The organism is Nocardia sp. MDA0666 (assembly GCF_003023875.1).
In the GTDB taxonomy this organism is placed as follows: Bacteria; Actinomycetota; Actinomycetes; order Mycobacteriales; family Mycobacteriaceae; genus Nocardia; species Nocardia aobensis.
This window is the reverse complement of sequence record NZ_PYHT01000019.1, coordinates 1-13,897: the sequence shown is the minus strand read 5'-3', so window position 1 is coordinate 13,897 and position 13,897 is coordinate 1. Positions and strand designations below refer to the sequence as shown.

Below are 13,897 nucleotides of genomic sequence, written 5' to 3'. Positions count from 1 at the left end.
CACCGATGCGAGAGTTCGAAGTCCCGGCTACCTACACCATCCCCGAAGACGCCAATATGTCCGATGGCGCCTTCCGGCACGCCGAGCGCACGCCCGGCCTGGTGGTGTTCAACAGGCCGGACGGCAAGGGCGGTTGGACAGATGTCACCGCCGCGGAGTTCGCGAAAGACGTCACCGCGGTGGCCAAGGGACTGATCGCCTCCGGCATCGAACTCGGCGACCGGGTCGCCATCCTGGCCTCCACCCGGTACGAGTGGGTCGTGCTGGACTTCGCCATCTGGGCGGCCGGCGGCTGCACCGTCGCGATCTTCGACAGCTCCTCCGCCGAGCAGGCGCGCTGGATCCTGTCGGATTCGGGCACCAAGCTGATCGTGGTCGAGAACGCCCGGCACCGGGCCACCATCGCCGAGATCGAGGACGGCCTGCCCGAACTGGGCGAGCCGCTGGTGATCGACGACGGTGCGATCGACACCCTGGTCGCCCGGGGCAAGGATCTCGGTGACGAGGCCGTGCACGAGCGGCGCAAGCAGGTCAAGGCGGCCTCGCCGGCCTCGCTGATCTACACCTCCGGCACCACCGGCCGGCCCAAGGGCGTCATGCTCTCGCATGCCAACCTCTACGCCGAATCGGCCGCCGACCGTGCCGCGATGCCGCAGTTCCTCAAGCCCGGTCATCGCTCGCTGCTGTTCCTGCCGCTGGCCCACGTCTTCGCCCGCGCGGTCGCGCTGGCGGCCTTCGACGCCGGGGTCACCGTCGCGCACACGGCCGACTGGTCGACGCTGGTCGAGCAGTTCGGCGAGTACAAGCCGGACTTCATCCTCTCGGTGCCGCGCGTGTTCGAGAAGGTGTTCAACGGCGCGAAGCAGAAGGCGCACGACGGCGGCAAGGGCAAGATCTTCGATCTGGCCGCCGACACCGCCGTGGAGTACAGCCAGGCGCTCGACAACGGCGGCCCGGGTCTCGTGCTCAAGGTCAAGCACACCGTGTTCGACAAGCTGGTCTACGGCAAGCTGCGCGAGGCCATGGGTGGGCGCTGCAAGTCCGCCGTCTCCGGCGGCGGGCCCCTCGGCGCGCGGCTGGGTCATTTCTTCCGCGGCATCGGCGTCACGATCTACGAGGGCTACGGCCTGACCGAGAGCACCGCCGCTGTTTCGGTGAACACCCCCGAACACCTGAAGGTCGGCTCGGTGGGCCGCCCGCTCGGCGGTCACGCCGCGAAGGTGGCCGAGGACGGCGAGCTGCTGCTGCGCGGCCCGGTCGTGTTCGCCGGCTACTGGAACAACCCGACCGCCACCGAGGACGCCTTCGACGACGGCTGGTTCAAGACCGGCGACCTCGGCGCCATCGACGAGCAGGGCTTCATCACGATCACCGGTCGCAAGAAGGAAATCATCGTCACGGCCGGCGGCAAGAACGTCTCCCCGGCGATGCTCGAGGACTCCCTGCGCTCGCATCCGCTGATCAGCCAGGTCATGGTGGTCGGTGACGGCAAGCCGTTCGTCGGCGCGCTGATCACCCTCGACCCGGAGGCGCTGCCGGGCTGGAAGACCCGCAACAACGTGCCCGACGACACCCCGATCGAGAAGCTGATCGAGCTGCCCGAACTGACCGCCGAGATCGACAAGGCGGTCAAGGACACCAACAAGCTGGTCTCCCATGCCGAGGCGATCAAGAAGACCCGCATCCTGCCGGTCGACTGGACCGAGGAGAGCGGTGAGCTGACGCCGAAGATGTCGCTCAAGCGCAATGTGGTGATGAAGAACTACGCGACCGAGGTCGAGGCCATCTACGGCTGAGCCCGCTCGTCCGCCCGAACGGCCCGTCTTCTTCCGGAAGGCGGGCCGTTCGCGTTCGTGACGTGCGACGATATGCGCGATCGACCCCGATGAATTCTCCCGGCTGTCGCCGTCTCATCTGTGGGGCAGTGGCCGCCGGCCGCGGGCCCGTATCCATTCCGGAGGAGGCAATCGTGAAGTCGGCTACCGCATATCTGATGTTCGACGGTGAGGCCGAGGAGGCATTCACCTTCTATCAGTCGATTCTGGGCGGGGAACTGCAGATGGTCCGCTATCGCGATATGGGTGACGGCGGTGGCGGGAGCCTGCCCGAGGAGGTGGGCAAGCGCATCGCCAACGCCGCGTTGACCTGGCGCGAGGATCAGCTGCTGATGGGCTCGGACTGTCCGCCCGAGCAGCAGCTCAACCGCGACAACGTCCCGTTCAGCGTCTGCCTGGATGTGGACGACGAGGCCGAGGCCGGACGGATCTTCACCGGGCTGTCCGCGGGCGGACAGGTCACCATGCCGCTGGGCAAGACGGAGTGGGCACAGCAGTTCGGCATGGTCACCGACAAATACTCGGTGCCGTGGATGATCAATCTGTACGGCGGAGAATAGGTTTCGCCCCCACGCCGTCTCCCCGCCGCGTCACCCGCCGCAGGGGTGGCGCCGGTGGTACAGAGCTAGCTGTAGGGGCTGGGTTCGTTGGCGCGCGCCCACGCCTTTTCGGCCTCGCTGCCGGCGTCCGGCGGGAACAGCCCGTCGATCATCCACAGGTCGCGCGGGGATTCGTAGGTGTGGAATTCCCAGTGCAATCCGCGCGCGGCGGTGTAGGGCTCCATGATCGAGTTGAGCCGCTGCGTCGACCGCTTGCGCAGCTGCGGGTCGTCCAGATGGCGGGCGAGATGTTCCACGACGATTCGCACGGTGGTGTTCGACGGTTTCCCACCGACGAAGAACGACGTCTCCTCGACCTCCTCGAACAACACGACGACGTAGAACGCCGGCAGGCCGAATCCGGTGTACAGGGCGGTGACATCCCGTGCGAAATCTGCTTTGTCCTGGTCGGAGTAAGTGTTCGCGGGATGGTGGACGTGCCACAGCGGCATGGCGATATTCCTTCGAAAGATGGTGGGCGAGAACGGATTCAGCGGGGGATGGCGAGCGCGAGGCCCTCGACGGGACCGGACAGTGCCGCCTTCACCCCGCGCGTGACGTCGTCGACCAGTACTTCGGTATCGCCGCGCAGCACACCGTCGAAGACGGCCTCGGCCACCGCGCTCGGCGCGAGCTTGTCGCCCGGCAGACGCCGCACCATCTCGGTATCGGCGAATCCGAGATGGACGCCGACCACCTGCGTGTGCTGTGCGGCCAGCTCCAGCCGCAGTGAATTGGTCAGCGACCACAGTGCCGCCTTGGACGCACCGTAGGCCGCCGCGCCCGCGGCCCACGACAGCACCGAATGGATGTCGATCAGGACGCCGCCGCCGTTGTCCGCCAGAATCGGCGCGAACGCCTGGGCCACCCGCAGCGGGCCGAAGACGTTGGTGTCGAACGTGGTGACGATATCGGCCATGTCGGCGGTCAGCAGCGGTGCCGGGAGGAGGACGCCGGCATTGTTCACGACGATCTCGACGTCGCGGGCCCGGCGTGCCGCGTCGGCCACCGAATCGGCGTCGGTGACGTCCAGGGCGAGGGGCTCGACGCGGGCGTCGGCGGCGGACTTCGGGGCGCGGGCGGTGGTGTAGACCTTGGCCGCGCCGCGCCTGAGCAGCTCGTCGGTGAAGGCCTTGCCGAGCCCTCGTTGCCCGCCGGTCACCAGTGCGACCGCGCCTTCGATTCCGGCCATCTCTCGTCCTTTCGGATCGTTCGGGGCGACTGCTCACCCTCTGGGTAACGATCTCGTTAGTTAGATGACAGCACAGCTGGCTGGGTAACGCAAGCGTTAGGTAACATGGGGCCGTGTCGATGATGTTCGAGCCGCGGCTGAGCGACCGGGACGCCTGGTCGATCGGTGACCGATGTTCGGCCGGCCGGGTGCTCGAGTTGCTCAGCACCCGGACGGTATTCCTTATCGTCCGCGAATGCTTCTACGGCACAACCCGATTCGAGGACTTCACGACGCGGATCGGCACCTCCGCGCCGGCGGTGTCGCGAGCGCTCAAACAGCTCGAATCGGCGGGCATCGTGGAACGGGTGCCGTATCGGGAACCCGGCCGGCGCGAACGCGCGGAATACCGCCTGACCGCGGCCGGTGAGGATCTGCTGCCGGTATTCCTGTCGCTGATCCAGTGGGGCGACAAACATCTGCAGGACGGAAAGCCGCCGCTGTCGTTCGTCGACCGGGAATCCGGGGCGGCGGTCGGGGTGCGAGTCACGCCTGAGCCCGTACCGGACACGAAGGCCGATGAGATCGAGATCCGGCTGAACTCGTCGGGGCGGGAGCGACCCGCGCCGGTCGCGGACTGAGAGGGCCTTCGGCCGATACGCGGACCCCGCCGCATCCTTGCTGGGATGTCGGCGGGGCCGGATGTCGTCGGTGCCGGGTCAGCCCACGGGCCCCTGGGCGAGCGACGCCTGACCGGACTCGCTCTGTCCCGAGCGGTCCACCCAGGTGAGCGTGACGGTGTCGCCGGGGTGATGCTGATCCATCGAGTTGGTCATGGTGGTCGCCGAATCGATGTTGTGACCGTCCAGTCCGGTGATCACATCGCCCGGAGCCAGGCCCGCGGCCTGTGCCGGACCGTCGCTCACGATATTGCGGACCAGTGCGCCGGAACCGTTGGCATCGCTCATCGTGATACCGAGGAACGCGGAGTCGCCGATGTGCACGCGGTCCGAACTCTTGCCCGCCTGGATCTGCGCGGCGATCGTCTTCGCCTTGTCGATCGGAATCGCGAAGCCCTGACCACCGCTCGCGCCGAGCTGGAAACCCTGGGACGCGGCGGTATTCACGCCGACCACCTGGCCGGAGGTGTTGATCAACGGGCCACCCGAATCACCCGGCTGGATGTTCGCGGCCACCTGGATGAGACCGGTCAACTGCTCGGCGGCGCCGGCCGATTCGTCACTGGCGGTGATGGAACGGTCCAGTGCGGTGACGCGTCCCGCGGCGGCGGTCGGGGAGCCGGTGCCGCCCGCGTTGCCGACACCCACGATGGCATCGCCGACCTTCACCTGGTCCGAATCGCCGAGCGGCGCTGTCTGCAACCCGGAGGCGCCCTGCAACTTCACCACGGCCAGATCGTCCTGCCGGTCGAATCCGGCGACGCTGCCGCTGTAGCTGCGGCCGTTGCCGAGGTCGGTGACCGAGATGTCGGTCGCGCCCTCCACGACATGGTTGTTGGTGAGGATCGTGCCGTCGGAGCCCAGCACGATGCCGGTTCCGGCGCCCGCGCCGTTCTGCATGCCGAGCTCGGTGTTGATCACGACGATGCCCGGTACCACCGCGTTCGCCGCCTGCTCCAGCGCCGTGGACTGCGGTTGCGAATCGACCGGCTGCACCACCGAACCCTGGCCGTGGCCGAACGGGGCCGCCTGGTTGGGGCCGTGCGCATCGATGCGGGATCCGACCAGGGCGATCGCGAGCGCCACCGCCGCGACCAGGGCCGCCACCGCGCCGAAGGTCAGGCCGTGCCGAGGCGTGCGTCCGCGCGGCGAGTACTGCGGGTAGGGCTGACCCGGATACTGCCCCGGGTACGGCGGCTGATTCGGATAGCCGTGCGGGCCGTATGCCCCCGACCGTGGTTCGTACGGTCCGGGCTGGTGCGGCCGATTGCCCTCGTTCGGATACACGCTCATCACGTCCTGTTCGGTCACATCCTGTGTCTCGGCTCGGACCCGGCCCCGACGCGTTCGGATCCTCCATCAATTAAGCGCGCGATTCCTGAGAAGCGGCTGGGTGCTTGCCGTGGAACCGCCGACATGGGCTGGATCACGTCCGGCTCGAGTTCTGACGAATCTGTGACGCTGTGGCCGATGAGTTCGTTCGGACGGGTTCACCGGGGGGAATCCGCAGTACGCTCGCCGTTATGGCCGGATCCGGACTGCGCGCGGCCTGCGGAATCGTGTCCGCGGGGCTGGCGCTGGGCGTCGCGGAATTGGTGTCGGTCCCGGTGGGAGCGGGGAGCGCGCCGTTGGCGGCGATCGGGGCGACGGTGGTCGACCACACGCCCGACGGGGTGCGGGAATGGGCGATCGACACCTTCGGCACGAACGACAAGATGATGCTGTACCTGCTGATGGGTGTGGTGGCGCTGATCGTCGCGGCGCTCGTCGGGGTGATCGAGCGAACCGCGCGGCCGATCGGGTCGGCGGTGCTCGGGCTGTTCGGGATCGGGGCGGCATGGGCCGCGCTCGAACGCCCGGCGGCCAACTGGACCTGGGCGTTGCCGTCGGTCGTCGGGATGGCGCTGGCGATTGTGGCGCTGCGGTGGTTGATTCGGCGCTACGAAGCGGCCGGTACGCCGGCGATGGCGCGGGGTGGTGCCGGTGGCGGAGCAGCGGCGCCCGGTCCGTCGAAAGCTGCTGTGGCGCAAGATGATCGGACGCACGCGGCGGAAATTCGAATCGAAGGCGGAGCCGCCGGTTCCCCCTCAGCCGGTGGTGCCGGTGGTGTCAGGAGCGCTGCGGCCGGTACGGGTGGGGACGGGAGCGCAGGGGCAGGTGTGGAGACGGGTGCGGACGACCCGCTCGCGGGCGGTGATCGCCCCGACGGGATGCCAGGGCGCTCCCATGGAGACGATGCGCCCCTGAGTGCGCGCGGAGCTGCCTGGCCTCGGGCGGTGAAAACCGATGGAGCGCAGTTCGATCGGCGGCACGTGATGCGCGGGATCGCCGGAGTGGGAATACTGGCGGTCGCGGCGGGGATCGCCGGGCGTGTGCTCGGGGCGAGCGCGCGCAGTGTGGCGGGGGAGCGGGCCGCGGTGGTGCTGCCGCCGCCGAATGTGCCGGTGCCGCCGGTGGATCCGGCCGCCGATCTGCGGATACCGGGACTGGCGCCGTACCTCACCTCGAATTCCGACTTCTACCGGATCGACACCGCGCTGACCGTTCCGCAGGTCAGCAAGGAGACGTGGTCACTGCGGATCCATGGCATGGTGGACCGCGAAATCCGGCTCGACTACGCCGATCTGGCGCGCAGGCCGTCGGTGGAACGCTTGGTGACGCTGACCTGCGTATCGAATCCGATCGGCGGCGATCTGATCGGCAATGCGAGCTGGCTGGGCTATCGGCTCGACGAATTGATCGCCGAGGCGGGCCCGCATCCCGACGCCGATATGGTCTTGTCCCGCAGTGCCGACGGCTTCACCGCCGGAAGCCCGCTCGCCGCGCTCACCGACGGGCGCGACGCGCTGCTGGCGGTCGGCATGAACGGTGAGCCGCTGCCCGTCGAGCACGGATATCCGGCCCGGTTGGTCGTGCCCGGCCTCTACGGTTACGTCTCGGCCACCAAATGGGTCACCGAACTCGAGATCACGAGATTCGATCGCGCTCAGGCCTATTGGACGCGACGCGGCTGGTCCGAACGCGGGCCGATCAAAACCGGCACCCGCATCGACACCCCGCGCGGCGCCGTCCGGGCCGGGAAGGTGACGATCGCCGGTGTGGCCTGGGCGCAACACCGCGGCATCGACGCCGTCGAGGTCCAGATCGACAACGGACCATGGCAACCCGCCCGCCTGGCCGCCGAACCGTCGGTCGACACGTGGCGGCAGTGGAGTTACGACTGGGACGCCACCGCGGGAACCCATACGGTCCGCGCCCGCGCCACCGACGGCACCGGCACGGTTCAGACCGCGGAGGTCGCCGACGTTATTCCGGACGGGGCGAGCGGCTACCCCTCGCGGACGATCCGAGTCGGGTAGATGCGCGACCTGCGTCGGCGCGGCCGAGCGGGGGATACGAGGCCCGGCGCCGATCGGTTACGCGCACCGCAGCGAATACGGCGAGGTCCGCGTGGTGTACTGCCACGCGGACCTCGCCGTATTCGCTGCGCGCACCCTGTTCGGCGCGCCGACCGGGCTCAGCCGGGGATGCCGGCCTTCTCCGGTTCGGAACCCGCCTCGGCCTCCTGCTGTTTCTTCGCCGAGCTGCCGACGAACAAGGCCGAAGCCACCACACCGATCAGCAGGATCGCGCCGGGCAGGATCATCGCCTGCCCCAGGGCCGTGCTGAACTTGTCGAGGATCTGCTCGGGAATATGGCCCATTCCGGTGCCGCCGCCCTCGCCGAACTGTCCGCTGCCCAGACCCTGCGCGGACATGCGGGCCGAGACCAGCGCGCTGATCGCGGCGCTACCGAGTACCGAACCGACCTGCCGGGTGGTGTTGTAGACACCCGCGCCGGCGCCGGCCTGGTGGATCGGAAGGTTGCGGGTGGCGGTCGACGCCAGCGGCGCCCAGATGCAGGAGTTCGACAGTCCGGCGATGCCCGCGACCACCAGGAACAGCACGATCGAGCTGTCCGGCTTCATCAGTGCCGCGAAGCCGAAGACGGTCAGGGCGAACACCCCGAATCCGAGGGTGGGCAGAATGCGCGGCGGCATCCGGTCGGAGATCTTGCCGATGAACGGCGCGGTCAGACCGGTGACGATCGCCATCGGCGCGAAGACCAGCGCGGCGCGGGTAGGGGTGTATTCGCGCACGGCCTCCAGGTAGAAGTACGCCGGCACCATCAGCGAGGTGACCGCGGCGCCCATCGCGGCGATCGCGACGCTCGACATCGAGAAGTTGCGGTCGCGGAACAGGCTCAGCGGAACCAGCGGCTCGTCCTTGTTGCGCGCCTGGTTCACCACGAACAGACCCAGGACCACCAGTCCGGCGATGATCATCGTCCAGATCCAGACGTCCCAGTCCCGGGTGTTGCCCTCCTGAATGCCGAAGACCAGCAGGAACATGCCGACACCGCTGAGCACCACGCCCACGAAGTCGAACTTGTGCTGGTGGGTCTCCAGATTCGGCACCAGCCACATCGCCAGCGCGAACGCGACCACGCCGATCGGCACGTTGATGTAGAAGATCCAGTTCCAGCCCTGCCAGTCGACCAGCACGCCGCCGAGGATCGGGCCGACCAGTGTCGCGAGGCCGGCGACGCCGCCCCACAGCCCCATCGCCGCGCCGCGCTTGTCCGGCGGGAAGGTGCGGGTGATGACGGCCATGGTCTGCGGCGTCATCAGCGCCGCGCCCAGGCCCTGCACCGCGCGAGCCGCGATCAGCATCTCCACATTGGCCGATACCGCGCACCACAGCGAGGCCAGGGTGAAGACCGCGAGACCGGCCAGGTAGATGTTCTTCGGGCCGAAACGGTCACCGAGGCGGCCGGTGACCAGCAGCGGCACCGCGTAGGTGAGCAGATAGGCGCTGGTCACCCAGATGACTTTGTTGATGTCGGTATGCAGGTCCTGCATGATCGCCGGATTGGCCACCGCCACGATGGTCATATCCAGCAGGATCATGAAGAACCCGACGACCAGCGCGGTGAGCGCCAGCCACGGATTTCTTTGCGATGTCATAGATTTCGTTCCTGTTCCCGGCATCGATCGACTACGACGACCGATGGGTGGTTCGTATGAAGGTCTCGGGGCGCGCCACGTACCTGCGCCCGATCAGTGCTCGGCAGTGGTCGCACCGCCTTTCCGCAGCTCGGCGAGTACGTCGTCGGTCAGGGCCGCACCCCAGTCATGGCCGAGGTCACCGGTCTTCTCGGGGCAACGGGTTCCGCCCTCGTCGAATTCCAGCCACGGCAGCGAACCGTCGCGCAACTCCTCGATGAGACCGCGCAGCCACGTGACTTCGTGCCGCGCCAGTCCCACCAGATAGTCGATGACCATCCAGTACCGCCGGGGTACCTCGCGGGAGCGCGCCCATTCCCGGATGGCGTCGAGTTCGGTGATGTCGTTGTCCAGCCAGCCGATACGTTCGATGATCAGGGCGATCACCTCGTCGACCGGAAGGTTGTGTGCCTCCGCCAGGCCGATGGGGAAGATCGGATACTCACGAATCGGCTGACGGACGATATCGGCGATGCGGGTGCGCAGCGCCGCGGTACCGGCTTCGGTGATGCGGTAGGTGGTGCGTTCCGGCCGGTTGCCCGAACGCTCGGTACCCTCCGCCTGGACCAGTCCTTGTTCGGCCAGCCGGGTCACCGTGTGATAGAGCGAGCCGGGGCGAATCTTGAGCAGATTGTCCTTCCGGCGCTTGAGCAGCAGTTGATACATCTCGTACGGATGCATGCGGTCTTCTTCCAGCAGCGCCAGTACCGAGATCGCCAATGGCGTCAACGTGGCACCCGGCTGCTTGGACATCGGTCTCGACTCCCTTCGTCACTGCCGCCGCACACTACGCGGACGGCCCGACATGCTCCGGCTCAAATATTCCACGCCGAATATACGACGTGGAAGTGGGTCGGCACAAGATGGTTCCACTCATGACGACGATCGAACGAGCCCGGATGTGACACGAGAACGGCGCCCGAAACGGCGAACGCCGGACCGAACCGCTCCGCAGAGCGATCCGGCCCGGCGTCCGGGCGATACGACCTATTCGGTGGGGGCGAACGCCTCGTCGACGATCTCCTGCTGCTCCACCGCGTGCACCTTGGACGAACCCGAGGACGGGGCCGACATGGCACGGCGGGAGATACGGCGCAGCTTGTTGAACCGGTCCGGCAGGATCTCCGGCAGGTTCAACCCGAAGAACGGCCAGGCGCCCTGGTTGGCCGGCTCCTCCTGGACCCACGCCAGATCCGTGGCGTTGGGGTAGGTCGCGAGCTTCTCGTTGAGCCGGTAGGACGGGATCGGGTACAGCTGTTCGATGCGCACGATCGCGACGTCGTCACGGTTCTTCTTGGCCTTCTCGGCGACCAGCTCGTAGTAGAGCTTGCCGCTGGTCAGCAGGATCCGCTTGACCTTCGACCGGTCGCCGTCGCCGCTCTCGTAGGTCGGCTCCTCGAGCACCGAGCGGAACTTCGCGTCGGTGAAGTCCTCGACGTTGGAGACGACGGCCTTGTTGCGCAGCATCGACTTCGGGGTGAAGACGATCAGCGGACGGCGGATGCCGTCGAGCGCGTGCCGGCGCAGCAGGTGGAAGTAGTTCGACGGAGTGGAAGGCACCGCCACCGTCATCGAACCCTCGGCGCACAGCTGCAGGAACCGCTCGATGCGGCCGGAGGTGTGGTCGGGACCCTGACCCTCGTGACCGTGCGGCAGCAGCAACACGACCTCCGAGAGCTGACCCCACTTGGCCTCACCGGAGGAGATGAACTCGTCGATGATCGACTGCGCGCCGTTGACGAAGTCACCGAACTGCGCCTCCCAGAGGACCAGCGCGTCCGGGTTGCCCAGCGAGTAGCCGTATTCGAAACCGACGGCCGCGAACTCGCTCAGCGCCGAGTCGTGCACCGCGAACCAGCCCGGATTCTCGCTGCCGATGTTGTGCAGCGGGGTGTACTCGGCACCGGACTTGCGGTCGATGATCACCGAATGCCGCTGGGTGAACGTGCCGCGCCGGGAGTCCTGACCGGTCAAGCGCACCGCGCGGCCCTCATCGATCAGGGTGCCGAAGGCCAGCAGCTCGGCGAAGGCCCAGTCGATCTTGCCCTCGTAGGCCATCTCGCGACGGCGCTCCAGCACCGGTTTCACGCGCGGATGCACGCTGAAGCCGTCCGGCACACCCAGGAAGGCGTCGCCGATGCGCTGCAGTACCGACTTGTCGACCGCGGTGACGACGGTGCCCGGCACGGTCTGCTCCTCCTCGACCGATTCGCTCGGCTCCGGCGGATACTTCTCCAGCTCGCGGACCTCGTTGAACACCCGCTCCAGCTGGCCCTGGTAGTCGCGCAGGGCGTCCTCGGCCTCTTTCATCGAGATGTCGCCGCGGCCGATCAGGGCCTCGGTGTAGGACTTGCGGACGCTGCGCTTGGTGTCGATGACGTCGTACATGTACGGCTGGGTCATCGACGGGTCGTCGCCCTCGTTGTGGCCGCGACGGCGGTAGCAGATGAGGTCGATGACCACATCCTTGTGGAACTTCTCGCGGAAGTCGGTCGCCAGGCGCGCCACCCAGGTGCAGGCCTCGGGATCGTCGCCGTTGACGTGGAAGATCGGCGCGCCGATCGACTTGGCGATATCGGTCGAGTACTCGGTGGAGCGGCTGTTCTCCGGTGCGGTGGTGAAGCCGATCTGGTTGTTCACCACGATGTGCACCGTGCCGCCGACGCGGTAGCCGCGCAGGCCCGACATGTTCAGCGTCTCGGCGACCACACCCTGGCCGGCGAAGGCCGCGTCACCGTGCAGCATCAGCGGCACGACCGAGAAGGTGCGCGCCTCCTCGCCCTTGGTGACCAGGTCTTCCTTGGTGAGCAGATCCTGCTTCGCGCGGACCAGGCCCTCCAGCACCGGGTCGACCGCCTCGAGGTGCGACGGGTTGGCCGTCAGCGAGACCTCGATGTCGTTGTCGCCGAACATCTGGATGTAGGTGCCGTGTGCGCCGAGGTGGTACTTCACATCGCCCGAGCCGTGGGTGGCGGCCGGGTTCATGTTGCCCTCGAACTCGGTGAAGATCTGCGAGTACGGCTTGCCGACGATATTGGCCAGCACGTTCAGGCGGCCGCGGTGCGGCATGCCGATGACGACCTCGTCGAGCCCGTGCTCGGCGCACTGGTCGATGACGGCGTCCATCATCGGGATGGTCGACTCGGCGCCCTCCAGTGAGAAGCGCTTCTGGCCGACGTACTTGGTCTGCAGGAAGGTCTCGAACGCCTCGGCCGCGTTCAGCCGCGACAGGATGTACTTCTGCTGGGCGACGGTCGGCTTCTCGTGCTTCTGCTCGACCCGGTCCTGAATCCATTGCAGCTGTTCGGTTTCCAGGATGTGGGTGTACTCGACGCCGACGTGGCGGCAGTACGCGTCGCGCAGCACCGAGAGCACGTCGCGCAGCTTCATCCGCTCCTGGCCGTGGAAGCCCGCGACGTTGAATTCGCGGTCGAGGTCCCACAGGGTCAGTCCGTGCTGGGTGACGTCGAGGTCGGGGTGGCTGCGGAACTTGTCCTTCACCAGCCGCAGCGGGTCGGTGTCGGCCATCAGGTGGCCGCGACTGCGATACGCCGCGATCAGCTCCTGGACACGCACGCTCTTGTCGACGCCGCGCTCTTTGATGTCCTTGCGCCAGCGCACCGGCTCGTAGGGCACACCCATGCCGTGGAAGATCTCGTCGAAGAATTCGTCGGAGATCAGCAGGTTGTGGATGGTGCGCAGGAAATCACCCGACTCCGCGCCCTGGATGATGCGGTGGTCGTAGGTGGAGGTCAGCGTCATCAGCTTGCCGATACCGATCTCGGCGAGCTGCTGATCGCTCATGCCCTGGAATTCGGCCGGGTACTCCATGGCGCCCGCGCCGATGATCGCGCCCTGGCCGGGCATCAGCCGCGGCACCGAGTGGTTGGTGCCGATGGTTCCCGGGTTGGTCAGCGAGATGGTGACCCCGGTGAAGTCCTCGGTGGTGAGCTTGCCGTCGCGCGCCCGGCGCACGATGTCCTCGTAGGCGCTGTGGAACTGCGCGAACGACATCGTCTCGGTGTTCTTGATCGCCGCGACGACCAGGGTGCGGCTGCCGTCCTTGCCCGGTAGGTCGATCGCCAGGCCGAGGTTGGTGTGCGCGGGGGTGACCGAGTTCGGCTTGCCGTCGACCTCGGCGAAATGGCGGTTCATGTTCGGGAACGCCTTGACCGCTTGGACGATCGCGTAGCCGAGCAGATGGGTGAACGAGATCTTGCCACCGCGGGTACGGGCCAGATGGTTGTTGATGACCAGACGGTTGTCGATCATCAGCTTCGCCGGAATGGCGCGCACGCTGGTCGCGGTCGGGATGGTCAGCGACGACGACATGTTCTTGACGATCGCCGCGGCCGGGCCGCGCAGCACCTTCGACTCGTCGGCGGCCGGTTCGGCCGGAGCGGTCTTGGTGGGGGCGGCGTTGGAGGTCGGCGCCGGAGTGGTGCTGGCCTGCGGCTTGCTGCCGCGAGCCTGCGGCGGGGCGGCGGCGGCCGATGCGGCGGCGGTGGCCTTCGGTGCGGCCGGAGCCGTGGCGGCGGGTGCTGTCTCTTATACACATCTGACGCCGC

9 protein-coding genes and 1 pseudogene are annotated in these 13,897 nt (G+C 67.6%); 4 read left to right on the top strand and 6 right to left on the bottom strand.

Features of this window, described 5'->3' with window-relative positions:
• The first annotated feature begins 5 nt into the window (after window positions 1–5).
• Both C8258_RS23325 and C8258_RS23320 read left to right on the top strand, forming a co-directional pair.
• Window positions 6–1,796 carry a long-chain fatty acid--CoA ligase gene (locus C8258_RS23325; protein ID WP_106957010.1) on the top strand — a complete coding sequence of 597 codons (1,791 nt, stop codon included), beginning with the start codon at window positions 6–8 and terminating at the stop codon, window positions 1,794–1,796.
• A gap of 173 nt (window positions 1,797–1,969) precedes the next feature.
• Window positions 1,970–2,395: a VOC family protein gene (locus tag C8258_RS23320; RefSeq protein WP_199195824.1), complete on the top strand. Its 426-nt coding sequence runs from the start codon at window positions 1,970–1,972 to the stop codon at window positions 2,393–2,395.
• A gap of 65 nt (window positions 2,396–2,460) precedes the next feature.
• Here C8258_RS23320 and C8258_RS23315 read toward each other — a convergent pair whose 3' ends face one another.
• Both C8258_RS23315 and C8258_RS23310 read right to left on the bottom strand, forming a co-directional pair.
• Window positions 2,461–2,886, bottom strand: coding sequence for a tautomerase family protein (locus C8258_RS23315; protein WP_106957008.1), 426 nt, complete (start codon window positions 2,884–2,886; stop codon window positions 2,461–2,463).
• A 38-nt stretch (window positions 2,887–2,924) separates the two neighbouring features.
• Entirely contained in the window at window positions 2,925–3,626 is a 702-nt protein-coding gene (locus C8258_RS23310; protein WP_106957007.1) for an SDR family oxidoreductase, read from the bottom strand.
• Between the two features lie 119 nt (window positions 3,627–3,745).
• Between C8258_RS23310 and C8258_RS23305 the strand changes: the two genes are divergently transcribed.
• Window positions 3,746–4,246, top strand: a complete 501-nt coding sequence (locus tag C8258_RS23305) for a helix-turn-helix domain-containing protein (RefSeq protein WP_106957086.1) — start codon at window positions 3,746–3,748, stop codon at window positions 4,244–4,246.
• A 78-nt stretch (window positions 4,247–4,324) separates the two neighbouring features.
• On the opposite strand, the gene C8258_RS23300 is transcribed toward C8258_RS23305, so the two are convergent.
• Window positions 4,325–5,596: a S1C family serine protease gene (locus tag C8258_RS23300; RefSeq protein ID WP_304598384.1), complete on the bottom strand. Its 1,272-nt coding sequence runs from the start codon at window positions 5,594–5,596 to the stop codon at window positions 4,325–4,327.
• Window positions 5,597–5,808: 212 nt separating this feature from the next.
• On the opposite strand from C8258_RS23300, the gene C8258_RS23295 reads away from it, so the two are divergent.
• Window positions 5,809–7,644 (top strand): molybdopterin-dependent oxidoreductase, encoded by a 1,836-nt coding sequence (locus C8258_RS23295; protein WP_106957006.1) that lies wholly within the window; start codon window positions 5,809–5,811, stop codon window positions 7,642–7,644.
• 158 nt (window positions 7,645–7,802) lie between these two features.
• Here C8258_RS23295 and C8258_RS23290 read toward each other — a convergent pair whose 3' ends face one another.
• From C8258_RS23290 to C8258_RS23280, 3 genes and pseudogenes are all read right to left on the bottom strand, one after another.
• Window positions 7,803–9,290: a DHA2 family efflux MFS transporter permease subunit gene (locus C8258_RS23290; RefSeq protein ID WP_106957005.1), complete on the bottom strand. Its 1,488-nt coding sequence runs from the start codon at window positions 9,288–9,290 to the stop codon at window positions 7,803–7,805.
• Between the two features lie 93 nt (window positions 9,291–9,383).
• The gene (locus C8258_RS23285; RefSeq protein WP_106957004.1) at window positions 9,384–10,082 is read right to left on the bottom strand and encodes a PadR family transcriptional regulator; all 699 of its coding nucleotides are present in this window, start codon (window positions 10,080–10,082) and stop codon (window positions 9,384–9,386) included.
• Window positions 10,083–10,316: 234 nt separating this feature from the next.
• Window positions 10,317–13,868, bottom strand: a pseudogene (locus C8258_RS23280) (multifunctional oxoglutarate decarboxylase/oxoglutarate dehydrogenase thiamine pyrophosphate-binding subunit/dihydrolipoyllysine-residue succinyltransferase subunit); the annotation flags it as partial.
• Window positions 13,869–13,897 lie beyond the last annotated feature (29 nt).

Bases quoted from the DNA above. Each gene is read 5' to 3' on its own strand.
- C8258_RS23295 (WP_106957006.1), top strand. From the start codon at position 5,809: ATGGCCGGATCCGGACTGCGCGCGGCCTGCGGAATCGTGTCCGCGGGG.
- C8258_RS23325 (WP_106957010.1), top strand. From the start codon at position 6: ATGCGAGAGTTCGAAGTCCCGGCTACCTACACCATCCCCGAAGACGCC.
- C8258_RS23290 (WP_106957005.1), bottom strand. From the start codon at position 9,290: ATGACATCGCAAAGAAATCCGTGGCTGGCGCTCACCGCGCTGGTCGTC.
- C8258_RS23305 (WP_106957086.1), top strand. From the start codon at position 3,746: ATGATGTTCGAGCCGCGGCTGAGCGACCGGGACGCCTGGTCGATCGGT.
- C8258_RS23285 (WP_106957004.1), bottom strand. From the start codon at position 10,082: ATGTCCAAGCAGCCGGGTGCCACGTTGACGCCATTGGCGATCTCGGTA.
- C8258_RS23310 (WP_106957007.1), bottom strand. From the start codon at position 3,626: ATGGCCGGAATCGAAGGCGCGGTCGCACTGGTGACCGGCGGGCAACGA.
- C8258_RS23315 (WP_106957008.1), bottom strand. From the start codon at position 2,886: ATGCCGCTGTGGCACGTCCACCATCCCGCGAACACTTACTCCGACCAG.